Source organism: Bacillus sp. S71 (assembly GCF_016625265.1).
Classification (GTDB): Bacteria; Bacillota; Bacilli; order Bacillales; family Bacillaceae_G; genus Bacillus_A; species Bacillus_A cereus.
Genome location: NZ_JACVUW010000004.1, coordinates 193,302 through 213,941 on the forward strand (window position 1 = coordinate 193,302; position 20,640 = coordinate 213,941).

Here is a 20,640-nt window from a genome sequence, read left to right on the forward strand (position 1 = left end):
AAAAATACATATGTCGTGGACCTTTTGAGAATGAAATAAATATGCAAAAATGATTGCAGGGGGTAAGGAATTGTTTAAGGATTTTAAAGTTGTTAAAGATCGTCCCGTTTATATTCAATTAAAAGACTATTTGAAAAAGATGATTATGAAAGGGCATTTGCTCGGGGATCAAAAAATCCCATCAACAAGGGAACTAAGTGAATTACTAAGTGTGAGTAGAAACACTGTACTCGCTGCTTATGCAGATTTAGAGCAAGAAGGACTCATTTATGCAGTTAAAGGAAAAGGGAACTTTGTTGCGAAGGTGGATATATCTAACACTTCGTCTGTTGAAATAGATTGGAAAAATAAACTTAATACAGTGACCGCATTAGCGGACGAATTAGATTTAATGAAACATGGTGTTCGTTGGGAAAAGGGAATGATTGTTTTTAATAGTATAGCCCCGGATGAGAAGCTATTTGATGTTGAAAATTTCAAAAGAGCTTTTCTTACTCGTATGTCCATTGAAGGGGACATCGTATTGAACTACGGATATGCAAAGGGATATAGACCGTTAATGAATTATTTACTTCATTACATGGAAATGAAAGGTGTAGACATTTCGAATAAAGATATTCTAATTACAAATGGATTTACAGAAGGATTGGATATTGTACTCTCTTCTTTATCAAAAAAATCCGGTCGTGTCATTTGTGAGAATCCAACTCACCATGCTGCACTTAAGCTTTTCCGTTTACATGGACTTGAAGTTCATGGGATTGATATGCATGAGGATGGTATTGATACGAATGAAGTTGAAAAAAGTTTGCGTGAAAAAGATTTTGATTTTGCCTATTTAATTCCTTCTTATCATAATCCAACCGGTATTGTTACGAGTTCAGAGAAAAGAACGGAATTGATGAGGTTATTCTCAAAATACAAGGTTCCTATTATAGAGGACGGATTTAATGAAGAATTACGTTATTCAGGTTCACATTTAGCTCCATTATTAACTTTTGCGGGAGCTGGCAATAATGTGATTTATATTAGTAGCTTTTCAAAGGTGCTTTTCCCTGGTTTACGTGTAGGCTGGATTATTGCAGATAAAGAGCTGATTCATTATTTAGAAAGCGTAAAAAGAGCAAGAACGATTCACACATCTACGCTAGATCAAGCTGTTCTGTTTCAATATTTACATGAGGGATATTTTGAAAAATATTTAAAAAAGGCAAGATCTGTTTATAAGAAAAAATATGAGTTAGCTGTCGGGGCATGTAACCAGTACATTCCTTTTAAAAGAATGACTGGAGATGGTGGACTTCATTTATTTATAGAGCTAGAAGAGCATATGAATGCCCGCACACTTTTACAAAAGTGTTATGAGAAAGGCGTTACGTTTTCACCTGGAGATGTTTTTTACTCTGATGGAGAAGGAGCAAACACTTTCCGATTAGGGTTTTCGCGCTTGAAAGAAGAAGAAATAGTTCGGGGAATTAAAATAATTGGTGATACATTAAAAAATGAAATTTGGAGTTGAGAAAATGAAAATCGGTGTTATTATGGGCGGGGTATCGTCTGAAAAACAAGTTTCAATTATGACGGGGAATGAAATGATTGCTCATTTAGATAAAAATAAGTATGAAATAGTTCCAATTACATTAAACGAAAAAATGGATTTAATTGAAAAAGCGAAAGACATTGACTTTGCATTGCTCGCATTACACGGAAAATACGGAGAAGATGGGACAGTTCAAGGAACACTGGAGAGTTTAGGGATTCCTTATAGCGGAAGTAATATGTTATCTAGCAGTATATGTATGGATAAAAATATTTCGAAAAAGATTTTACGTTATGAAGGTGTAGAAACACCAGATTGGATTGAACTTACAAAAATGGAGGATCTAAATCTTGATGAGTTAGATAAGTTAGGGTTTCCATTAGTGGTAAAACCAAACTCTGGCGGATCGAGTGTCGGGGTGAAAATCGTTTACAATAAAAATGAATTGATCTCAATGCTAGAAACTGTATTCGAATGGGATTCTGAAGTAGTAATTGAGAAGTATATAAAAGGTGATGAAATCACATGTTCTATTCTGGATGGAAAACAGTTACCTATAGTTTCAATTCGACATGCAGCCGAGTTCTTTGATTACAATGCAAAATATGATGATACTAGTACAGTTGAGGAAGTTATCGAACTTCCAGCAGAAATTAATGAACGTGTAAATAAAGCTTCACTGACTTGTTATAAAGCATTAAAATGTAGTGTTTATGCAAGAGTTGATATGATGGTGAAGGACGGAATTCCATATGTAATGGAAATTAATACATTACCAGGGATGACACAATCAAGCCTATTGCCCAAAAGTGCAGAAGCAGCGGGAATTAGTTATAGCAAACTATTAGATATGATTATTGAAACATCATTAAAAGTTAGAAATGAAGAAGGGTTTTAAGGAGATTATATAACTAATTCTTTTGACAGTTTCACGAAGTATGCTATGATGAATACATTATAAAAACAAAATATTTATCCACTAGGGGGGCCTTTTATAGGCTGAGATCAAATGTGATTTTGAGACTCTTAGTACCTGATCTGGTTAATGCCAGCGTAGGGAAGTGGGAAAGACGTTGCTATTTAATGAGTAAATAAATACTGTCAATTTCACTTTCTTTACGCCTGTAAAGAAAGTTTTTTTATTTTACAGCTTTAATAATTGTGGATAAATACTTATATTTTATACATTATTGGAGGGATTTAAATGACTTTTTCACAATCATTACGTAAAGAAGTAGATTCAATTTGGGAAGCGAGTTTTAACCATCCTTTTGTAAAAAAACTTGGTGAAGGAACATTAGATTTAGCTAGTTTTCGCTATTATGTGCTTCAAGATTCATATTATTTGAGTCATTTTGCTAGAGTACAAACTTTAGGAGCTGCAAAAGCTCTTGAATTAGAGACGACAGCTCGTATGGCACATCATGCTCAAAATACATATGAGGCCGAGTTATCTTTACATGAGAATTTTGCTAAAAAGCTAGGGATAACAAAAGAAGAAAAAGATAATTTTATTCCTGCGCCAACTGCATATGCGTATACTTCACATATGTATCGTGCTGCGTATGAAGGGCATTTAGGAGATATTATTGCAGCAATTTTACCTTGCTATTGGTTGTATTATGAAATTGGCGAACACTTAAAAGAGTGCCAGCCGGAAGAGCCAATTTATAACGAATGGATTTCTGCTTATGGATCTGATTGGTTCCGTACGCTAGTTGAAGAACAAATTACACGTTTAGATACTATAGCTGAAAAAGTAACAGAGGCAGACCGCAAACGTATGAAACAGCATTTTATTATTAGCAGTCAATATGAATATTCATTTTGGGAAATGGCTTATACATTAGAAAAGTGGCCAGTGGATACAGACGTAAAAGACGTAATTGGATAAAGAATAGAAGTAATGTTATAGATAGGTATGGATCATACCTATCTATATATTTTTTCTTGTCAAATTTGCGTAAAGTCATTAGTGCTACGGATATGGCGAAATAAAATATCGATAATTTAGCTCATTTACTTGTCTACGCATTAACTGGATAAACTTCTGTCACATTTATTTTACAATCAAAGAACGTAAATGTTGGTGGTATGAAGTTAAATAAGAAAAGAAACCCGAGCTGTTAGCTGTAACGGAGTTGTTTTTTTCTTTCCAGGAATTTCTAAATTATCATGGAGTGTTGTTAATACGATATGCAAATATGCATATCGTATTTTTTTGAGTTCTTTATGTGTTAAAATTAGATATAAAGATATGGAAATATAAAGAAGCAAAAGCAGGAATATCCAATGAATTTTGAGAGGTGTTATATGTTTACAAATAAGAAATTAATTCGATTTGGTTTATCGTTGTTTGTATTTTTAGGGATAATTAATTTTACAATCAGCTATTTCCAAACATATCTTGAAACAGCAGCAGATATTAAATGGGTAATTCCAGAAATTTGGAAAACTATTTTGCTAGATGTTCCTCAAGGTATACTTGTTCTTTTAGGCGCAATTGCTTTATATGATTTCACAAAAGAGGCATCACAAAAAGACGCATCAATCTAAGTGTGTCTTTTTTCTATTAGGAATTTCATAGAGAGTTTTGCTGGAGAAATAGAATGAAAAGCCCTAATAAGGGCTTTTTTCTTTGTAGGAATTTCTTATCCGTCATAGAAACCGGTTACTTGGAGGTGTTATAGCGAAAGGCATTTACAGTACAGAAAAATCTAAGCGGCAGACGAAAATATATAGGATATGGCAACATAATTATTGAGAAATTAATTGAATTTAGTAGGTATGAAGATATGACGCTAGAATTCATATTTTTTAATTTTTATTTATTCCGCATTAACGGGCTGTTCGTAAAAGCCTGATTGGTGAGGGCTAATAATCAGCGGGGGATGAACTTCCCCCCACTGATTAAAGTTTCACTTTATAAAAATGAGCCCATAGCAAAAATAGGTATATGAACAAGGTGCATCATTTAGTGATAAGTCATACTTTGTTGGTGTACGTATTGAACTTAGTTTATAGCGCTATTTTTACTTAGATGTAACGAACAGAAATATAGGGAAGCATCAATGAGGTTGTATTTTATAAACGGAGGTTATGAAAATGAATCAGTTTCAACAAGAACTACAAGCGTTAAGTCTTAATGATTACCGGTCTGGAAATATTGTCTATTGGGACCAGCAAAACCAATATCCATATTACTATATTGAAGATGCTGCTCGTCGCTGTGGCGGTTGTGGTCGTTGTGGTGGTTGTGGTGGAGGTCGTTGTGGCGGATTCCGTTGTGGTGGATTCCGTTGTATTGGTTGCTTCGGTTGTTTTGGTTGCGGAGGTTGTGGCGGTTGTGGTGGTTGCTCTAACTGTTTTGATGGTTTTAGTGGTACTACTGATACTACTGGTACTATTATAACGTATGAATATTGATTGCATTTATCCTGCTATTTGCAGGGCAGTAAGACCCTAAAAAAATTCAGCAGGAGCAAAGAGAAGTTAGGTGGCGGACTACCCATAAAAGCCCAATTGATGAGGGCTAATTAAAGTTTCACCTTATCAATTAAAAAACATTAGTTTTATATATGTACGTGCCGACAAAGAATATAGCCATTATTATAATTGATATATTCAATCATTCAAGTGAAAGAGTAACAATAAGATATATAGGTGTAATCAAGAGGTGATGGATAAAGCAATGACTAGATTTAAAATCTAATCATTGCTTTTTTCTTATGGTTTTATCATCAAATATCTGTCTGGTTTAGGGATTGATTCCTTCTAGCTAATGAATTCATTACAACTTTGTAAGGTTAATGTAATGTTAATCGATAGTAAGTGAAGATGCTTGAGTGTAATTTAAATAAGATTAAAAAGTACTGTTTATCTATAAAATAATTGGGTAAATAATATGTAATTAGGAAGTGTATGAATATGATTGAACTAAAATCTATTATCCATTCGTATAAACTAAAGAGAAAAATAGCTAAAGATTTATACGGAAAAAGAGATGAATTGACACTGTTATTAAATGAATTTAATAAAATGAAATGTACAGTAACATCTGAAAAGAAGAAAAACAATATATTATCTCGTTTGCAACTAATTTATCAAAATATGAAATTAGATAAGCAGTATCCTCTATCAGTTGCTTTTGATAGTAAATTATTGGAGCGATTAGAAAAAGAACCTCTACATACTATTGAGGATGGTGTAACATGTTTACATCTAATGTTAGATGTGAATTATGAGAAAATAAAACAATATGGTTCGAGTACAAGTAGGTCATTTGTTCCATTATCGCAGTCTTCTATTTGTCTTGCTGATTGTATTTGTTTAACAGGAGTTGTAGTAGGTTTACTAGGAGCAATTTCATTTGGGGGATTACTGTTATCTATATGTTCAATTACATAAAGGTTGATATTTGTAAAAAGGGCACCGAATTAAGGTGTTCTTTTTTGGTTTTTTTGTAAAGATATTGTAAATGATAAGTACAATGCATTAAGTATAATGTATAATTCGAATGTATCGAAATTCAAATATAATAGAGGTGTTATACATGATAATTACTTTGAATTTTTAAAAGAGTCGGTTTGATAATAATTTATGTAGATAAACAGTTTTTACGTTTCTTTTAAATACTTGGTTTAAATGGATTAGATTAAGTAACTATTGTTCTAGCTTTTTGATAATCAAGACAACTGAAGAAAGGAAGGAATCATTTTATGAAAAAATTAAGGCTGCTAACATTTGAAAATATAGTAGAACCCCTTTTAAATGAAAAGGTATCATTTATATACTTTCCTATTGAATGGCTGGACATCGTAGAGATACATTATAAGACATTTTTATTAACGAGTAAGTTGAAACGTTTGAATGAAAGATTGTATGATATGTTTTCGGATATATTGTTTATTCAGCATAACCCGTACGTATTAAATGAAAATACACCATGGATTGTATCGAAAGAACCTATTAGACAAGAGCAGCTCGATTATATTTTTCAAAGTTGGTATGAGATTATTCATGATTGGAAACCAAATATATTAGTAGAACCACCAAAATATGAATGGCAATCCGATTTGATTTCTAATTTGCCAGTACTACATGATAATGAAACGTATTCTAAGTGGGTGCCCGCTTTAATCTCACATATTTTTTGTGAGCGTCCTATATATTTAGAAAATACAAATGAAGAAGAAATCTATTTTTCCCCTCTTAGATCACAAAATATTTGTGAGGCGATGTCAGGGCCGATAAAAGATGAAAAAACACAAGATTTTTTCTCCTATGTATATCGATTCGAATGCATAACACGCGGTGGTGAGAACGCTCCATTATTAAATATTTCAATAGGGATTCGGAGATTTTATCAAGAATATAAGATGATAGGTCAAACAAACCTTAATATGACAATGTTTGTTTGACTTTTTTTGATAAAATGCAAACATTTTGCAAACATAGGTTATCCAAAGATACTTTTACCGAAGTTTTTAACTGCTTCTTCTTGCATATTCGGTAAAACATGAGAATAGACACTTAATGTCATTGAAATATCTGTATGACCTAATCTCTCACTGATGATTTTAGGATTAACTCCTTGTTTCAATAGTATAGTAGCGTGTGTATGTCTTAAATCATGGAATTTAATTTCTTTTATACCAACTTTGTGTGTCGCCCTAATGAAACTTTTTCTGAAATGTGCTCTTTTTATGATTCTTCCAAACTCATTACAATTTATTAAATCTTGATCTAGATAAGCAGAACCAAATCTTAATTTCTCTTTATTAATTAAAATCTTATGTTTTTTTAAGGCTGCTATTGTTTCATTAGGTACAGGAATTGTGCGTTTTGACGAATTTGTTTTTGCAGTTTTTTTGATTTTATTGTCATGACCAGATGTTTGATTTATTGTAACTGTATGTTTTTCAAAATCAATGTCCTGCCATCGTAAACCTAGAACTTCTCCCAAACGCATACCTGTAGTTATTGCAAGTAGATATCCAATGTGATATCGTGATTCTTGTGAATGAGCTAAAAACTTTTTTACTTCTTCCTCTGTCCAAGTCTGGATAGGGGTTTTTTCTTTTTTAGGTATCTCAGCAAAATCTGCTGGATTTCGAGAGATAATATTTTGTTTTACAGCTAGGTTTAAAGCACTCTTTAAAATTCTATGCATAAGCAGAACGGAATTATTTGTAATACCTTTATCTATCGCAGTCTTATAGCATTTTTGAATGTGCATAACATTTAATTTATGGAGTGCGACCATTCCTATACTAGGTATAACATGTTGGTTGATAAATGCCCTATAGCCAGCAAAGGTACTCTTTTGTATACTCATACTTTTAATTTCTAGCCAATGATTTAGGTAATCTTTTAGCGTAACTTTAGATGGCTCTATAAAAGTTCCTTCATTCAACTCTGTAATTTTCTTTGCCACATCAGCCTGTGCTTCTTTTTTTGTCTTATACCCAGAAAACCACTTCTGTCTTCTTTTTCCTGTCTCTGGATCAGGCCCGATATCAATAACAATACAATACTTATTTCCTCTTTTTCGAATATGTCCTTTCACTTAAAACACTCCTTCATTTGTTTTGAATCATGTTGTATAAGTCTAGTTGTAATTTTGCTGCTATGAAAATTACATAGTTGGACATATCAGCGATGGATATATTCTACCATATATAAACAAATTCAGTTATAGGATATGATTGTCATCCAATGTTCAATAATAGTAAAATATTAATAGAATTAGATAAAGGGGGATGTAAGACTATGAGAAAATTCACAAATGATCCAGGCGGCGGTGGATGGGATATAAGTTTAGACCCTGGAACAGGCATATAGTACATAGGTGGTGGAGCTTAACGGCTCTTTTTTTATTGTAGAAAAAAGAGCCGTTAGGCTCCCTTGAGAAACGTTGATATATAACGATTTTAAAACTTTCTCAATAAGAATCAGATAACTACACGACTGAATTTTGGAAAAAATGTGATATTATGAAAATAATAAAATAAACGGACGTGAAAAAGACCTACGACTGTGCAAGTGGTGCTCGCAACACCCTTACACCGTCCTCCCTAAACGCGCTAGGGAAAACACTTGTCATAAGTCTCAAACATAATTATAACACATAACCTAGATATAATGGCACGTTTTCCTGTAAACATAAGACATCTAGGGTAACGTTGTCTTTTTTGTCCATAAGGAGGACAAGGATTGTGCAAGTTTTATTGGATTTAAATGACATGCAGGAGTGTCTAAAATCAAATGGTTATACAAATCGTAAATTGGCAACACGTTTTAAAGTAACGCATACAACAGTCAATAGTTATTTTAAGAAGCAAGGTAAATTTGATTTTATGCACTTGGTTGATGCGCTGAAGCTATATAAGCCTAAAAATGTTGATTTTAGAAGGGAATGCATCAAAGAGTGTATACCTAAACTATCACATAAAAATTTGAAATTAGCATTAGAAGTGTTAGATATGTTTGGAGAATATGATCTTCAAGACCTAGTAATTCAACGAATAATGAGTTTTAAAACTAATAAAAATAAAAGCGAAGAAGAAAAGAAAAAAGGCAATTCAAAAACTGTAAGGATAAATTTAAATTTGGTTCCATTATACAAAACATTAAGAGAAAGAAGTGAAAATACAACTACTCCTAAGAGGTTCTTTGAGAAAGTTGATAAAATGAGAAAAAATCAAAAATACTCAGATAACGAGCTGGTAATAATATCTGTTTTAAATACAATTTACTCTTTTTTTGATTTAGGTAATTACAAGATGGTCAATGAACATATTCAGCAATTATTACCGGACATCTTGGGAATTAAATGTCATACATTAAGAGATTCTCTTTTATTAAGAATAAAAGAAATGGAAGTTTTCGTTGCACTTCACGAAAATAATTTAGACGAATCACGTGAATTATGTTTTGAAATAATAAATGATCAAAGTAATTGCTATGTCAGCACAAAGGCAGTAGCATATTGCAAAATTGGAGAAAGTTATGTTTTCTCTGATTATCAAAATGCTAAAGAGTACATGGAGAAATCATTAAATATAATTGGTGTTCCAGTGAATAAAAAATTAGAAGTAAGAAGAGAAAAAGTACTTAATACACTATTATTTTTAAGAATATATCATGAAAAAGATTTACATACCATTAACCCAGAAAATCTAGATGATGCTGAAAAAGCATTCTTATATGTAAAGCTAGGTGAAAATCAAAAAGCGATTAAAATTTTACAAGCTTTACAAAATACAAATGGATATCTTAGTAGTTTTCAATTGTACTATATGGGGCTTGCGGTCGGAGGAGAAGAAGGGAAGAAATACCTAGAAATGTCTATAGAAAGTTTTTCTAAATCAGGTGATTATTTCTATATATTCCTACCAAAGACAGCATTGAAATGTTATAATTGAATTATACAAAAAGGGTGGTGAAACGCTTGAAAAATAAGTTTTTGAAAATAGTTTTCACTATTGCTACTGTAGCTTGTCTTTCTATCACAGCTTTTCAGGTGACAGAAAAAGATAAGGTGCAAAGTGCTAAAGAACAAAAAACAACTTTATATATGATTGATCCAGGCCCAGGAGGCGGGTAATTAATATAATATTAGAAATGACACTATCAAATTGGTAGTGTCATTTCTACTTTATAGGGAATGGAAACATTTTGACTGAAACGACAAAAACTTTCCACTTTAAGACGGTTAATATATAAAACAGGATGTAAGGGGAGAATTAAGGATGACGAAAGAGGAAATTGTAATCCTATTTTTAGATACTGTGAAAGAATATGCACCAGATCAATTAGAAGAATATATAGCAGAAATTAAAAAAATAGCCATTCCTAATTAAGGGGCTATTTTTCTGTTTTATTATGGTGTTTGCTAAGAGCTTGAGCGATAGCTAACATTTGTTCTAACGCCATATCTTCTTTATCCTTTGGCAGCGGTTCTAGCCATTCCATGATTTCTTTGAATTTTTTATATTTATCATCACTAGAGTCGTCATCTTTATTTTCTCCGTACAAATAATTTACAGGTACATTAAATCTCTTCGCTATCTTTTCTATGGTTTCACGACTTGGGAATGCTTTTCCATTTTCAAACTTTGAAACAGTCCCTTTAGTTAAATCCACTTCTTTTCCGAATTGTTCTTGATTCATTTTGTTATCTATTCGAATTTGTTTAATTCTATCCTTCATTTCCATATTTAAATACTCCCCTTTTTACGATATATCGTAAATTACGTTAATTACATTATAAAGTTTCCTAGCAAGAAACGTAAAGAGTAAAAAAAGTTTCCTTCTCTGAAATTTTTTTGTTAAAAACACTTGAAGTTTCACGTTATGAAACTTATAATGAGTTTGTAAGCATCAGAAGGGAGTGATCAGATGCAAAATCAAAAACAACTAACGGCACTTCAAAAAGCTTTTGAAGATTCTGGTCTTAAATATCATGAATTAGCTAATATGGTTGGTATATCAAAGTCTTACTGCTATAAAATTATAAATTATAATCTAAGAGTTTATTATGATGTAGCTGTAAAAATATCAAATGTTTTAGGTAAAGAAACCGACATTCTATTTAATGAACAGGAAAAAAATTTTGAATATGAAGTTTCATTGAGTGAAACTAAAGGGGGTGAAAAAAATGAGCCAATTACAAGTTTTGCAACATCCAGTAAATGAGTTTGTTTTATGGAAGGGAATTAAGTTGTTCATGATGGTGGAAAGAAACTTTTCGCAGCAACTTGGAGAGACGTAAAATCAGCGTTTGCAGTAAACAGTTATTGCAACATTTTACAGAAAGATTTCAATGAAGAGATATCATACATAAAAGCATGACGGCCAAGGTTAGTATGATTATCCATCGTTAATATAATTTTGGAAGGAGAAAAAAGAAATGGGATTAGATCAAATCATTAAAGAATCAATCCGCGAAGTTGTTCGAGAGGAGATACAAGCTGCTTTAGCGCAGTTCCAACAACAATCACAACCAAACAAAGTAATGAGGGTGAAAGAAGCAGCAGAATATCTCAATATCGCTGTTTGTAGAATGTATGAATTAGCAAGTCATCCACAGTTTCCAGTGATTAGGGAAGGGCGCAAATTACTTTTCCTACAAAAGGATTTAGAAGCTTGGCTTGAAACACAAAAGGAGGTGATTTAGTGGAAGATACAACATCGTTAGTTATATTCGCAATGTTTATCGCGTGCAGCGCATTGTTACTTTACATTACTTATGAACCAATAAAACAGTGGGCTTGGAGTGACGTAAAACAAAATAAAAAGACCCATGGCAGTGGGTCTTTTAAGAAAAAACAGTTGTTATAAGTATATCACGAAAAGTAGGGAAATAGTAGATGCGTCTAACTGAATATCAAGTGCTATTACCTAATAAGTTTTGGAACTTAGCAAAGAGCAGGGATGAATTAAAGCAAATGATTGAACAGTATTTCAAGGCTGGTTATCCGCATTATGAAATTCAACGAATTATCAAAAGTGGACAAGTATATGTGGCGGTTTGTACAAGGAGGTAAATAAATGGCAACATTTCGAGTTAGTAAAAGTAAAAATTACACAACCATTAATAATACAGGTCTTCGAGATGAACGTTTAAGTTGGAAAGCAAAAGGAATATTGGCTTACATTTTATCGTTACCAGATGATTGGGTGTTTTACATGGAGGAAATATCTACTCATGCGAAAGATGGAATTGATAGTTTAAGAGTAGGAATGAAAGAACTAAAAAAATTCGGTTATGTTAGAAGGTTTCCTGTAAAAAACGAAAAGGGAAAGATTACTAACTGGGAGACAATTATTTATGAAGTTCCACAAGTGGAGAATCCAGATATGGAAAATCCACAAGTGGGAAAATCACAAATGGAAGTTCCATTTATGGAAAATCCCAAGCTACTAAATACTAAAGAACTAAGTACTAATAAACAAAATACTAATATACAAAGTTGTAGTAGCATCTTCTCTTTCTACGAAAATAATTTCGGTATTTTAAATTCATTCATAGCCGAAAGTATTTCACAATGGGTAAACGATACAAGCGAAAAACTTGTACAAGCAGCTATGGAGCGTGCTTTGAAACAGCAGAAGAAATGGAATTATGCTGAGGGGATTTTAAAACAGTGGGTTAATAAAAACATTCGTACTTTAGCTGATGTTAATGCAGCAGAAATAGAGTTTAAGAACAAAGGTAAAAAAGGAGCGAATAGAAATGGCAACACCAATGAAAAAATTGGCGGAATCCCTGGAATCGAAGGTGAATTACCATTCTGATCAATGTATGAATCACTCCTATGTAATAGGTGGACAAACAATCATTAAGCCAATTCAAATGATTATTTATCAAGGAAAGCCTGTTTGCCCAAGATGTGTAGTTGAGCAAAACGATAAGGTTTTGGAAGAACAAGCTAACGCTCATTATAAGAAGATTAGCCGTTTACAGAAATTCAACATGCTGGAAAAAGCTAGTGTTATTACAAATAAGAAAATTCCTCTTTCAAGATTATCTGATTACAGAACAGGATGTGATGAAACGATTAGTCACAAGAAAGCTGTAGAAGAAACCTTGGAGGATTTAAAGAACGGAGAAATAAGAAAAGTTGTATTTACAGGAAATCAAGGGACGGCAAAAAGTTTCCTAGCATACAGCATGCTTCATGAATTAAATCAATATTTTTGGGATGTCAGTCAAAAAGAAGAAAATTATCATCTTATGAAAAGTTGCTTGTACGTTGAATTAGAAGCAATAACAAGAATGATTATGGATTCTTTTGATGATAAGAGCAGTAAATATACACTTCAATATTTCGTTCAATTAATTGGACAAGCTGATTTGGTGGTATTAGATGATCTTGGGGCAGAAAGCGGGTCAACTGATTCGAATAGACAAGCATCGGATTTCATTCAACGCCTTTTATATGCGGTATCAAACGCTAGACAAGGAATGAGTACATTTACTACAACAAACTTTACCGGAAAACAACTTTTTAATAAATACGATGCTAAAACAGTTAGTCGTTTATTAGGGGATTCAAGGGTTTTGAAATTTACAACAGCTGATCAAAGGCTTACAAATTTAGGTTTCTAATAAGGAGGAATAAGCATGTGTGCATTATGCCGTAATACAGGGATTATTTGTAAAGAAACTTACCCAGGTGTAATTGAAACGAGTGGTTGTAATTGCGAAGTAGCAATCCAGCAGCAAGAAGAAAACGATAAGCGTTGGCAAGCATGGTTAATAAAATTTGAGTCAATGAAACAAGAGTTACAACCTAAGCAGCAACAAAAAGTTAGCTAACAAGAAAAAGGGGGATTTCAGTCGTATGAAGCCTACGAAAGTTGAAATCGATGTTACTGATAATAAAATTTATGTGGTCAAGAATGGTGAGGTTACGCTACTGAATCCTCCAGTAACAGGATTCGGGGAACAAGTAATTACTTGGCAAGGTGGAAAAGTTGATCGTGTTTCAACTACGATCACGGAAAAAATTAAATAACTGGGGATGCGATTATGAAGCAATTAACTATTGATGATGTTATAGGGAGTTTCCGCTACAACGCTATAAGCACCAGTGAAAAGTTTTTCAATCCAAGCTTTGAAGTACATTTTTACGATAAAGAGGAACGGCAAAAGATGGATTGCTTTGATGCTAGGAGTGAAGCTGAAGCTTGGGATGCAACAATAGAAGAGCATGGGAAAGGTATTCAGAAGATTAGGATAACTCATTCGAAGCGTACCAGATCAGAATTTCTGGAACTAGACTAGGAGGGATAGAGAAAATGAAAAAGGTAATTGAAGAATATATCAATCATTTAAAACAGTCAGCAGTAGAGAACAGAAAGGAATCAGACAAAGCGTATGAAAATGGCGATTTAGGTTTATCAGGATACTTACGTGGGCAATGGATTGCTAATGAAGGAATAGCAACTGCGTTAAAGACTATCTTAACTCAACACAGAGAGGAAAATGTGAGTTCAAATTTAATAAAGTAAGACCAAATTTGAATTTTGTATAAAAAGGAGGGGTGGATTTGATTAAGATACTTGAATTGTTTGGTGGAATCGGAGCGCCAAGAAAAGCACTTGTTAATTTAGGAATAGATCATAAAGCAATCGATTATGTAGAATGGCAAGCTAATAGAGTAAAAGCATACAACGCTTTGTATGACCATCTACATAAACCGCAAGATGTTCGGGGATGGAACTTGCAGCCAGATATCCTAATTCACGGCTCGCCCTGCCAAGATAACAGCAGAGGTAATAAGTATCGAAAAGGCAATACAAAGGAATCGCGATCACAATTAATGCTTGAAACAATTCGAATAATAAAAGAAATGGGGGAATGGCGGCCGCGGGTAGTTATTTGGGAGAACGTGAAAGGCGTGTTAGATCGTAATGTGGTACCAGTATTCAATTATTATTTGGAAGAAATGGAGAAGTTGGGTTATACAAATTCATTTGATGTATTGGATGCTAGGAAATTCGGAGTGCCACACGCAAGAGAAAGAGTTTTTTGTATCTCGCTACTAGGAAATGAGATATTTGATTTTAGCAAGTTGCAGCACAAACCAATGAAGAATATAAGCGAGTTTTTGGAGTATGGACCAAATGACGATATACCATCACAGTACCTAATTAATATTCCATCGATGCTAAACAGAATTAAAGAATTCAATCCCGATACGAGTGGTAGTTATAAGCGACGACTAGATGTAATTGATGAATACTGTTATACCATAACTGAACGACAAGATCGTTGCCCAAATGCAGGGATTATTCGATTAAGTAATCCGCAGTATCGATATTTAACAGAACGTGAGTGTTGGAGATTATTAGGGTTCGGTGATGAAGATTATGAGCTTATGCTTAAAGAATTTCCAACTAAACCAGGAAAAAGAAATGCAACACTGTACGCGTTGGCTGGTAACAGTATTGTAGTTGATGTTTTAGAAGCAATATTTGAAGTGTTACTTGCTATGTTGCAGGAGCAATTGATAGCAAGTTAAATAAAAAACCAAGCAAAAGCGTTATTTGAATACAAAAGGGGGAAATGAAAAATGAATTACAACGAAAAAGCAATTGAGGTAATTAAAACAAGTTGGTTTAAGGATCATGTGGCTGAAATAACAGGTGAAGAGGGCTTGCAAGTTATTCAGTGGGGGAAACCTGGAACAAACATGTATCGTACAAAATATGTATTATCCGGTGCAAACGTATTTATCTCTGGTGACATTGGCGAAGCGGTCTATAGTTTAACTTGCCTAGCGACTTTAGAAAACATCAATGACTTTGGTTTACATTACTTCACAGGAAAATTAACGGCATTCTGTAATGAACGATGGGATTTTGATAATAACGCAGCTAGACGGGATTTAAAAGAAAACTGGAATGATTACGAGATGGATAATATGGAGGACACCAAGGATGTTTACAATCAAATTACATCTGCAATAAGAGAGAGTGCGAATGTTAGAGAGTATCAACGTGGAATAATGGATATTTACGAAAATACATCTTTAGAAACAGATGATATGGAATGGTTATACGATTTAGGACAGGTTATGCCATATAGATTAATTGCTTACTGGGTAGGCTTGCAAATGGCAATTGAACAATTAACGAAAAATAAACCTGCAGCAGAAGCAGTGACTTTGTAACAAAATAGTTATTTGAATTGAAAAGAGCACCATTTGCCCTAACGGTGCTCTCGGACCAAGAACTATATTTTGTATTTTTATAGTCCGTATAAGTATATGGAAGCTGAAAATAAAGAGTGAATACATTTGAAACAAAATTCTTATTTGGGCATAAAAAAGAGCACAATATATGTGCTCTTGGACAAGAAAGGTAGATTTCTATGAGTGGATGCCTCCATACAATAATATATGCTTGTCCAGTAAAAAGGTGAATAGATAAAAGAACCCGTTTGTTATAAACGGATTCTTCCCTTAAGGTGTGCAAGGAATACAAGGTAACTGGCCTAAGGAAACCTGTAGAATTCCTTGTGGTAATACTGTATGCAAAGGAATCAATAAGGTTAATAAATTTTAAAGAAAATCCTTATAGGAATAGAGAAGAGCACCCTTAGGGCGTAAGGCGCTCTTTGACCAAGAACTATATTGTGTATTTTTTATAGTCCGTATAAGTATATGGAAGTTGAAAATAAAGAGTGAATCAAATTTTAATAAAATATTTATTTAAAAAGGAGACGAGAGTTATGAGAGAACGTGAAAATTGGGATGTATTGTGTGAAGAGTGCGATAAGGTAATCATCATCGGTGTAAAAACGGAATTCGGAGATCATTATTGTAAAACATGTTATGACAAGCTAGCGTACGGAAACAAAGGAAAGTAATTTAATAAAATCCTTATTTAACAACAAATAAAAAGAGTGCATTTTTATATGCACTCTTAGTAAATCTGGTGAACGTCTCATGAAATATAAAAAATTCAAAAAATCGTAATCAGATTTTTTACGAGTAATTTTTTTATATTGTATGCCTTACTTGGAATTATGGAGCCTGTCATCAAAGAAAAAAGGAAAAAGAGGAAGGCGGAAAATTAAACAAAATCGTTATTTTAATTGGTTTAGCCCCTTGAAGGGCGCTCCAAGGGGCTAAGATTCGAGAACTTGTAAACTCTTGTTTAATCAGATGAAAACTCCCTAAGGAGAATCTAGGATATTTTAACACTCAACTGATCATTTTAACAACTATATATTGGTAAAAGAAGCCCCAATTATCTACGAGGCTTCTAAGGGTAATTGTCAAGTAATGACGTACTCGACTAAATAACCATATCATGAATTTTTTGGTAAAAATACTGGTAAATGTGTCCAAATGAGTAAGGCCATTATTTTGAACAAAAACGCTATTTTATTAGAAAAGGAGTCTGAGAAATGAACTTAAAGGAGTACGTCGTTTATAAAGGTGAATCATTGCTATGTATTGGAACTATACAGGGATGCGCTGATTATATGGGCGTACTTCCTGCGACAGTTCGTTTTTATACAAGACCAGCGTATCAAAGGAGAATAGCGAATCGGAAGAATGCTAGGAATTATATAACTGTTACGGAACTTGAGGAAGATTAATATAAAAATTTCATTTTGTTATAAATAAAAAGGCGGTTGTTTCCGCAACCACCTTTTTATAAAACAGAGCAACTTTTTCAGAAATAATATATGAATGATTCCTGAAAAGGTTATAGGATATAATCGCGTTTTTATAACAAAAGTGACGAGCTCAGGTTATAAGAAAGGACTGACTATAGTGTATGCAATCCTACTTATAACAGTCACAAATAAAAGAGCAGCTAGTAAAAGCTAACTGCTCGATACAGATAAGTAGCGAAGGAATACATGGACGGTTAAAAGAGTTCTGGCTTATCGCCCATATATAGTATGTGTTTAATATTAAGGAATATTCGGATGTGTAAAATTAAAAAAGAGCACCTTCGAACAGTGCTCTTTCTCGGAGTGAATTTAAAAAATTTAAGCAGGCCTTATGAAGGTGTATTGAAAAGTGTTCAATACAAAGTATGTCATTTTATAAAAAAGGTGATGAAAAATAAAAGAGCAGATAGCAAAAGCTAACTGCTCCACATTCGACAAAAGATTTCGGGCAGAAATCACTGCTAAGAAATCTGCTTATAGTTAGTATGTACAAGATTGCGCTTAGTATTCAAAGAAATAAAAAGCAGCCAGCAAAAGCTAACTGCTCCAAACAGGGATGTAACTCTAGATGTATATATATTATTGACGGAATGTTGGATTTTATTCAGGGGAGGAAGAGGGAAATGAAAGAAGTTGAGTTCAGAGCTTGGGATTTAAAAGATAAGCGAATGTATTATAACGTTGGTATTGTAGGAACTTTAATAATTTTAGAGCATGAACAAAGCGGTTATGAGTTCTGCGAATTGGAATTGAAATCATATGACCATATAGATAATAACTATGTGTTAATGCAGTATTCAGGCATTAAAGATGTAGAGGGAACAAAGATATTCGAGGGAGATATGGTAAGAATATTTGTTCCAAATGATCCAGAAGTAAAAGAATACACTTCTACAGTTTTTGAATTGGAAGGTGCACTTGTTGTTAAAATGGTTGGATTTGATATATACCAAGATGATCATTGTGTTGGATGGGTTCCGGAAGATTATGAATTAAAAGTGATAGAAAACATATATGAAAATAAAAACTCAATAAAATAATCCTTTTAATAGAAAGCGAGGTTAGGATAATGACTAATTTAAAGAAAAGAAAAATTAGAAAAGCTATCGCGCGTCGCACAAAACCAGTAGAGAAATATCAAGTTGATAACGCTTGGAGAAATATTTTTGTGAAAGCTGGAATAATAAAATAACAGTACTGGAGGGATAGAAAATGAATGGTAAACAGTTTTTCGGAATGTATTTGGCTCTTTACTTAATCATCATGTTTGTGACCTTTAGTAATGCGAAAAGCTTCATACAAGCTGGAATTATTATGGTACTTGTAATTTTGATTTCAGAAGTTGATCATAGATATGGATTTTATAAGGGAAGCAAGAAAGCTAAAAGCAAACAAATATAGTCCGGCTAGAAAACTAGAGGACACCAATTCATTAAAGCAGCAATAAAAGCTGTTTTAGGAATAGGTGTCTTTTTTATTTGGACAAGGGAGATGGGGAAATGAAGGGGTTAAAAGATCAGTTAAGTGAATGGAAAAAGCAATCGAATCAAGCAAAAAAGAAAAAGAAGAAAAAACGAAAAGAGAAATTTAGCACTCGTGAAATTGAGGATTTAATGGGGATGCATAGACCTTGTTATGAACGAAGACGTGGAGCAATAAGACAAAAGTAATTTAAAAATAAAAAGGAGTGGTCTTAAATGACTAAACAATTATCTTTCTTACCAAAAATCGATAGAACAGCGACACAAGAGGAATTAGAAGGTATGTTGGAAAGTGTGCGTATACATAGGCAATTTGGGATGATGCGTAAAGAAATGAAAGTCACTCCTTCTTATGAAATACGTGAGCACGGTCCTACACATACAGTTGGCAAGCCACTAGAAGATGTTGCTATAGGAAATATTCAACAAAGCGAACGAGAAGAGTGGTTTGAAAGAATGTCTGTACGTATTGATCAGTTTCTAAATCGATTAGGAAACGGACGTGCAGGAAATATTCAAAGAGATATTATTTATAAACGTTATTTAGAAGAAGAGGACGTATGTGATTACATGGTTTATAACGAAATAGGGATGTCAGAGCGCACCTATCGACGTTGGAAGTCTAAAGCGTTTTATAAACTTGCTTTCGCACTTGGATTAGAAGTTTACGAGACAGAAGAAACGGGAGGTAATGAATAATGAATTTTGTTCAACCGATACGTGATCCAGAGCAAATACAGCAGCTGAAAGAGTATTTTAAGGGAAATAGCTTACGTAATTACATTCTCTTCATTATGGGCATTAATACAGGTCTTAGAATATCCGATATTTTGAAATTGAAAGTAGGAGATGTCAAAGGTAGTCATATCTCTATGAGGGAAAAGAAAACGGGGAAACAAAAAAGAATACAAATTACTGCAACACTGAAAAGAGAACTTAAATGGTTTATTGAAGAAAGAGGAGATAAAGAGTATTTATTACAAAGTAGACAAGGTAAGAATCGTCCAATTGGCCGTAGTATGGCATATAAGATATTAAGTGGAGCAGCGGCAGAGTTTGGGCTAGATGAAATAGGAACACATACACTGAGAAAGACGTACGGTTATCATATGTACATGCAAACGAAAAACATAGCATTACTTATGGAGATATTCAATCACTCGTCAGAGAAGGTCACGTTACGTTATATAGGTGTAAACCAAGATGCAATGGATAAGGCAATGACTAGGTTTAAAATTTAATCATTGTTTCTCTCTATTTTTATCTAGGGTTATTGCAGCATTTTGGAAAAAAACTACGCTAAGAGTATGCAAGGTTTTATACGGTTCCAGTAACAAACAAGAACCCTAAAAATGTGCTAGGATAGGAATGTATAGAAAAATACATAGATCCATAGAACAAAAAAAGAAGGTTCCTTA

The 20,640-nt window shown here is 33.3% G+C and carries 32 protein-coding genes, 2 pseudogenes and 1 riboswitch; of the genes and pseudogenes, 32 read left to right on the top strand and 2 right to left on the bottom strand.

Features of this window, described 5'->3' with window-relative positions; genetic code table 11:
- Positions 1-70 precede the first annotated feature (70 nt).
- From pdxR to IBT51_RS11190, 8 genes and pseudogenes are all read left to right on the top strand, one after another.
- Complete coding sequence (gene pdxR, locus IBT51_RS11155; RefSeq protein ID WP_086422389.1) at positions 71-1,519, top strand: MocR-like pyridoxine biosynthesis transcription factor PdxR; 1,449 nt, start codon at positions 71-73, stop codon at positions 1,517-1,519.
- Between the two features lie 4 nt (positions 1,520-1,523).
- Positions 1,524-2,438, top strand: coding sequence for a D-alanine--D-alanine ligase (locus IBT51_RS11160; protein WP_061660682.1), 915 nt, complete (start codon positions 1,524-1,526; stop codon positions 2,436-2,438).
- A gap of 73 nt (positions 2,439-2,511) precedes the next feature.
- Positions 2,512-2,617, top strand: a riboswitch (TPP riboswitch).
- Positions 2,618-2,744: 127 nt separating this feature from the next.
- Entirely contained in the window at positions 2,745-3,434 is a 690-nt protein-coding gene (tenA, locus tag IBT51_RS11165; protein WP_053564403.1) for a thiaminase II, read from the top strand.
- A gap of 398 nt (positions 3,435-3,832) precedes the next feature.
- Entirely contained in the window at positions 3,833-4,096 is a 264-nt protein-coding gene (locus IBT51_RS11170) for a DUF3937 domain-containing protein (protein ID WP_002082716.1), read from the top strand.
- 549 nt (positions 4,097-4,645) lie between these two features.
- The gene (locus IBT51_RS11175; protein ID WP_069355632.1) at positions 4,646-4,966 is read left to right on the top strand and encodes a heterocycloanthracin/sonorensin family bacteriocin; all 321 of its coding nucleotides are present in this window, start codon (positions 4,646-4,648) and stop codon (positions 4,964-4,966) included.
- Positions 4,967-5,100: 134 nt separating this feature from the next.
- A pseudogene (locus IBT51_RS11180) lies at positions 5,101-5,252 on the top strand (site-specific integrase); the annotation flags it as partial.
- A 209-nt stretch (positions 5,253-5,461) separates the two neighbouring features.
- Entirely contained in the window at positions 5,462-5,947 is a 486-nt protein-coding gene (locus IBT51_RS11185) for a hypothetical protein (RefSeq protein WP_002041181.1), read from the top strand.
- Between the two features lie 311 nt (positions 5,948-6,258).
- Positions 6,259-6,960, top strand: a complete 702-nt coding sequence (locus IBT51_RS11190) for a pPIWI_RE module domain-containing protein (RefSeq protein WP_200458319.1) — start codon at positions 6,259-6,261, stop codon at positions 6,958-6,960.
- Positions 6,961-6,998: 38 nt separating this feature from the next.
- On the opposite strand, the gene IBT51_RS11195 is transcribed toward IBT51_RS11190, so the two are convergent.
- Entirely contained in the window at positions 6,999-8,108 is a 1,110-nt protein-coding gene (locus IBT51_RS11195; RefSeq protein ID WP_078400808.1) for a site-specific integrase, read from the bottom strand.
- A 149-nt stretch (positions 8,109-8,257) separates the two neighbouring features.
- On the opposite strand from IBT51_RS11195, the gene IBT51_RS27220 reads away from it, so the two are divergent.
- The 3 genes from IBT51_RS27220 to IBT51_RS11205 all read left to right on the top strand — a co-directional run bounded on the left by IBT51_RS27220 (position 8,258) and on the right by IBT51_RS11205 (position 10,148).
- A complete protein-coding gene (locus IBT51_RS27220) occupies positions 8,258-8,383 on the top strand; it encodes a hypothetical protein (protein WP_002195538.1) in 126 nt (41 codons plus the stop codon).
- Positions 8,384-8,757: 374 nt separating this feature from the next.
- Positions 8,758-9,966 (top strand): AimR family lysis-lysogeny pheromone receptor, encoded by a 1,209-nt coding sequence (locus IBT51_RS11200; RefSeq protein WP_078400809.1) that lies wholly within the window; start codon positions 8,758-8,760, stop codon positions 9,964-9,966.
- Positions 9,967-10,007: 41 nt separating this feature from the next.
- Positions 10,008-10,148 carry a hypothetical protein gene (locus IBT51_RS11205; protein ID WP_176087136.1) on the top strand — a complete coding sequence of 47 codons (141 nt, stop codon included), beginning with the start codon at positions 10,008-10,010 and terminating at the stop codon, positions 10,146-10,148.
- A gap of 260 nt (positions 10,149-10,408) precedes the next feature.
- On the opposite strand, the gene IBT51_RS11210 is transcribed toward IBT51_RS11205, so the two are convergent.
- Positions 10,409-10,759: a helix-turn-helix transcriptional regulator gene (locus IBT51_RS11210; RefSeq protein WP_000425256.1), complete on the bottom strand. Its 351-nt coding sequence runs from the start codon at positions 10,757-10,759 to the stop codon at positions 10,409-10,411.
- A 183-nt stretch (positions 10,760-10,942) separates the two neighbouring features.
- Here IBT51_RS11210 and IBT51_RS11215 point away from each other — a divergent pair, with 183 nt between their 5' ends.
- The 21 genes and pseudogenes from IBT51_RS11215 to IBT51_RS11315 all read left to right on the top strand — a co-directional run bounded on the left by IBT51_RS11215 (position 10,943) and on the right by IBT51_RS11315 (position 20,463).
- Entirely contained in the window at positions 10,943-11,239 is a 297-nt protein-coding gene (locus IBT51_RS11215) for a helix-turn-helix domain-containing protein (RefSeq protein WP_078400810.1), read from the top strand.
- A gap of 93 nt (positions 11,240-11,332) precedes the next feature.
- A pseudogene (locus IBT51_RS27020) lies at positions 11,333-11,395 on the top strand (hypothetical protein); the annotation flags it as partial.
- A 58-nt stretch (positions 11,396-11,453) separates the two neighbouring features.
- On the top strand, positions 11,454-11,720 hold the full coding sequence (locus IBT51_RS11225) for a helix-turn-helix domain-containing protein (protein ID WP_000522024.1): 267 nt from the start codon (positions 11,454-11,456) through the stop codon (positions 11,718-11,720).
- Positions 11,720-11,884, top strand: coding sequence for a hypothetical protein (locus IBT51_RS11230; RefSeq protein WP_000390298.1), 165 nt, complete (start codon positions 11,720-11,722; stop codon positions 11,882-11,884). Before IBT51_RS11225 ends, IBT51_RS11230 begins: the two co-directional genes overlap by 1 nt.
- 29 nt (positions 11,885-11,913) lie before the next feature.
- A complete protein-coding gene (locus IBT51_RS11235) occupies positions 11,914-12,090 on the top strand; it encodes a hypothetical protein (protein ID WP_001241130.1) in 177 nt (58 codons plus the stop codon).
- A gap of 4 nt (positions 12,091-12,094) precedes the next feature.
- On the top strand, positions 12,095-12,841 hold the full coding sequence (locus tag IBT51_RS11240) for a DnaD domain-containing protein (protein WP_078400811.1): 747 nt from the start codon (positions 12,095-12,097) through the stop codon (positions 12,839-12,841).
- Positions 12,780-13,655, top strand: coding sequence for a P-loop NTPase family protein (locus IBT51_RS11245; RefSeq protein ID WP_200458318.1), 876 nt, complete (start codon positions 12,780-12,782; stop codon positions 13,653-13,655). The genes IBT51_RS11240 and IBT51_RS11245 overlap by 62 nt, the downstream gene beginning before the upstream one ends.
- Before the next feature lie 15 nt (positions 13,656-13,670).
- On the top strand, positions 13,671-13,865 hold the full coding sequence (locus IBT51_RS11250) for a hypothetical protein (protein WP_000332463.1): 195 nt from the start codon (positions 13,671-13,673) through the stop codon (positions 13,863-13,865).
- 25 nt (positions 13,866-13,890) lie between these two features.
- Complete coding sequence (locus IBT51_RS11255; RefSeq protein WP_000805171.1) at positions 13,891-14,064, top strand: DUF3954 domain-containing protein; 174 nt, start codon at positions 13,891-13,893, stop codon at positions 14,062-14,064.
- Positions 14,065-14,078: 14 nt separating this feature from the next.
- The gene (locus IBT51_RS11260) at positions 14,079-14,333 is read left to right on the top strand and encodes a hypothetical protein (protein WP_000811858.1); all 255 of its coding nucleotides are present in this window, start codon (positions 14,079-14,081) and stop codon (positions 14,331-14,333) included.
- Between the two features lie 14 nt (positions 14,334-14,347).
- The gene (locus tag IBT51_RS11265) at positions 14,348-14,560 is read left to right on the top strand and encodes a hypothetical protein (protein ID WP_000755581.1); all 213 of its coding nucleotides are present in this window, start codon (positions 14,348-14,350) and stop codon (positions 14,558-14,560) included.
- Between the two features lie 38 nt (positions 14,561-14,598).
- A complete protein-coding gene (locus IBT51_RS11270; protein ID WP_200458317.1) occupies positions 14,599-15,573 on the top strand; it encodes a DNA cytosine methyltransferase in 975 nt (324 codons plus the stop codon).
- A 51-nt stretch (positions 15,574-15,624) separates the two neighbouring features.
- Positions 15,625-16,224: a hypothetical protein gene (locus tag IBT51_RS11275; protein ID WP_098400106.1), complete on the top strand. Its 600-nt coding sequence runs from the start codon at positions 15,625-15,627 to the stop codon at positions 16,222-16,224.
- Between the two features lie 560 nt (positions 16,225-16,784).
- Positions 16,785-16,922 (top strand): hypothetical protein, encoded by a 138-nt coding sequence (locus tag IBT51_RS11280; RefSeq protein ID WP_078404562.1) that lies wholly within the window; start codon positions 16,785-16,787, stop codon positions 16,920-16,922.
- 543 nt (positions 16,923-17,465) lie between these two features.
- Positions 17,466-17,660, top strand: a complete 195-nt coding sequence (locus tag IBT51_RS11285) for a hypothetical protein (RefSeq protein WP_200458316.1) — start codon at positions 17,466-17,468, stop codon at positions 17,658-17,660.
- Between the two features lie 566 nt (positions 17,661-18,226).
- Positions 18,227-18,781: a YopX family protein gene (locus IBT51_RS11290; RefSeq protein WP_200483281.1), complete on the top strand. Its 555-nt coding sequence runs from the start codon at positions 18,227-18,229 to the stop codon at positions 18,779-18,781.
- A gap of 29 nt (positions 18,782-18,810) precedes the next feature.
- Entirely contained in the window at positions 18,811-18,933 is a 123-nt protein-coding gene (locus IBT51_RS11295; protein ID WP_078400815.1) for a DUF3983 domain-containing protein, read from the top strand.
- 20 nt (positions 18,934-18,953) lie between these two features.
- A complete protein-coding gene (locus tag IBT51_RS11300; RefSeq protein ID WP_078400816.1) occupies positions 18,954-19,142 on the top strand; it encodes a hypothetical protein in 189 nt (62 codons plus the stop codon).
- 98 nt (positions 19,143-19,240) lie between these two features.
- Entirely contained in the window at positions 19,241-19,411 is a 171-nt protein-coding gene (locus IBT51_RS11305; RefSeq protein ID WP_078400839.1) for a hypothetical protein, read from the top strand.
- A gap of 27 nt (positions 19,412-19,438) precedes the next feature.
- Positions 19,439-19,921, top strand: a complete 483-nt coding sequence (locus IBT51_RS11310) for an ArpU family phage packaging/lysis transcriptional regulator (protein ID WP_078400817.1) — start codon at positions 19,439-19,441, stop codon at positions 19,919-19,921.
- Positions 19,921-20,463, top strand: a complete 543-nt coding sequence (locus IBT51_RS11315; RefSeq protein ID WP_078400818.1) for a site-specific integrase — start codon at positions 19,921-19,923, stop codon at positions 20,461-20,463. The genes IBT51_RS11310 and IBT51_RS11315 overlap by 1 nt, the downstream gene beginning before the upstream one ends.
- Positions 20,464-20,640: the final 177 nt, after the last annotated feature.

Coding starts and splice junctions, on each gene's coding strand:
- IBT51_RS11160 (WP_061660682.1), top strand. CDS start 1,524: ATGAAAATCGGTGTTATTATGGGCGGGGTATCGTCTGAAAAACAAGTT.
- tenA (WP_053564403.1), top strand. CDS start 2,745: ATGACTTTTTCACAATCATTACGTAAAGAAGTAGATTCAATTTGGGAA.
- IBT51_RS11170 (WP_002082716.1), top strand. CDS start 3,833: ATGAATTTTGAGAGGTGTTATATGTTTACAAATAAGAAATTAATTCGA.
- IBT51_RS11175 (WP_069355632.1), top strand. CDS start 4,646: ATGAATCAGTTTCAACAAGAACTACAAGCGTTAAGTCTTAATGATTAC.
- IBT51_RS11185 (WP_002041181.1), top strand. CDS start 5,462: ATGAATATGATTGAACTAAAATCTATTATCCATTCGTATAAACTAAAG.
- IBT51_RS11190 (WP_200458319.1), top strand. CDS start 6,259: ATGAAAAAATTAAGGCTGCTAACATTTGAAAATATAGTAGAACCCCTT.
- IBT51_RS27220 (WP_002195538.1), top strand. CDS start 8,258: ATGTTCAATAATAGTAAAATATTAATAGAATTAGATAAAGGGGGATGT.
- IBT51_RS11210 (WP_000425256.1), bottom strand. CDS start 10,759: ATGGAAATGAAGGATAGAATTAAACAAATTCGAATAGATAACAAAATG.
- IBT51_RS11215 (WP_078400810.1), top strand. CDS start 10,943: ATGCAAAATCAAAAACAACTAACGGCACTTCAAAAAGCTTTTGAAGAT.
- IBT51_RS11225 (WP_000522024.1), top strand. CDS start 11,454: ATGGGATTAGATCAAATCATTAAAGAATCAATCCGCGAAGTTGTTCGA.
- IBT51_RS11235 (WP_001241130.1), top strand. CDS start 11,914: ATGCGTCTAACTGAATATCAAGTGCTATTACCTAATAAGTTTTGGAAC.
- IBT51_RS11240 (WP_078400811.1), top strand. CDS start 12,095: ATGGCAACATTTCGAGTTAGTAAAAGTAAAAATTACACAACCATTAAT.
- IBT51_RS11245 (WP_200458318.1), top strand. CDS start 12,780: ATGGCAACACCAATGAAAAAATTGGCGGAATCCCTGGAATCGAAGGTG.
- IBT51_RS11250 (WP_000332463.1), top strand. CDS start 13,671: ATGTGTGCATTATGCCGTAATACAGGGATTATTTGTAAAGAAACTTAC.
- IBT51_RS11255 (WP_000805171.1), top strand. CDS start 13,891: ATGAAGCCTACGAAAGTTGAAATCGATGTTACTGATAATAAAATTTAT.
- IBT51_RS11260 (WP_000811858.1), top strand. CDS start 14,079: ATGAAGCAATTAACTATTGATGATGTTATAGGGAGTTTCCGCTACAAC.
- IBT51_RS11265 (WP_000755581.1), top strand. CDS start 14,348: ATGAAAAAGGTAATTGAAGAATATATCAATCATTTAAAACAGTCAGCA.
- IBT51_RS11275 (WP_098400106.1), top strand. CDS start 15,625: ATGAATTACAACGAAAAAGCAATTGAGGTAATTAAAACAAGTTGGTTT.
- IBT51_RS11280 (WP_078404562.1), top strand. CDS start 16,785: ATGAGAGAACGTGAAAATTGGGATGTATTGTGTGAAGAGTGCGATAAG.
- IBT51_RS11285 (WP_200458316.1), top strand. CDS start 17,466: ATGAACTTAAAGGAGTACGTCGTTTATAAAGGTGAATCATTGCTATGT.
- IBT51_RS11290 (WP_200483281.1), top strand. CDS start 18,227: ATGTACAAGATTGCGCTTAGTATTCAAAGAAATAAAAAGCAGCCAGCA.
- IBT51_RS11295 (WP_078400815.1), top strand. CDS start 18,811: ATGACTAATTTAAAGAAAAGAAAAATTAGAAAAGCTATCGCGCGTCGC.
- IBT51_RS11300 (WP_078400816.1), top strand. CDS start 18,954: ATGAATGGTAAACAGTTTTTCGGAATGTATTTGGCTCTTTACTTAATC.
- IBT51_RS11305 (WP_078400839.1), top strand. CDS start 19,241: ATGAAGGGGTTAAAAGATCAGTTAAGTGAATGGAAAAAGCAATCGAAT.
- IBT51_RS11310 (WP_078400817.1), top strand. CDS start 19,439: ATGACTAAACAATTATCTTTCTTACCAAAAATCGATAGAACAGCGACA.
- IBT51_RS11315 (WP_078400818.1), top strand. CDS start 19,921: ATGAATTTTGTTCAACCGATACGTGATCCAGAGCAAATACAGCAGCTG.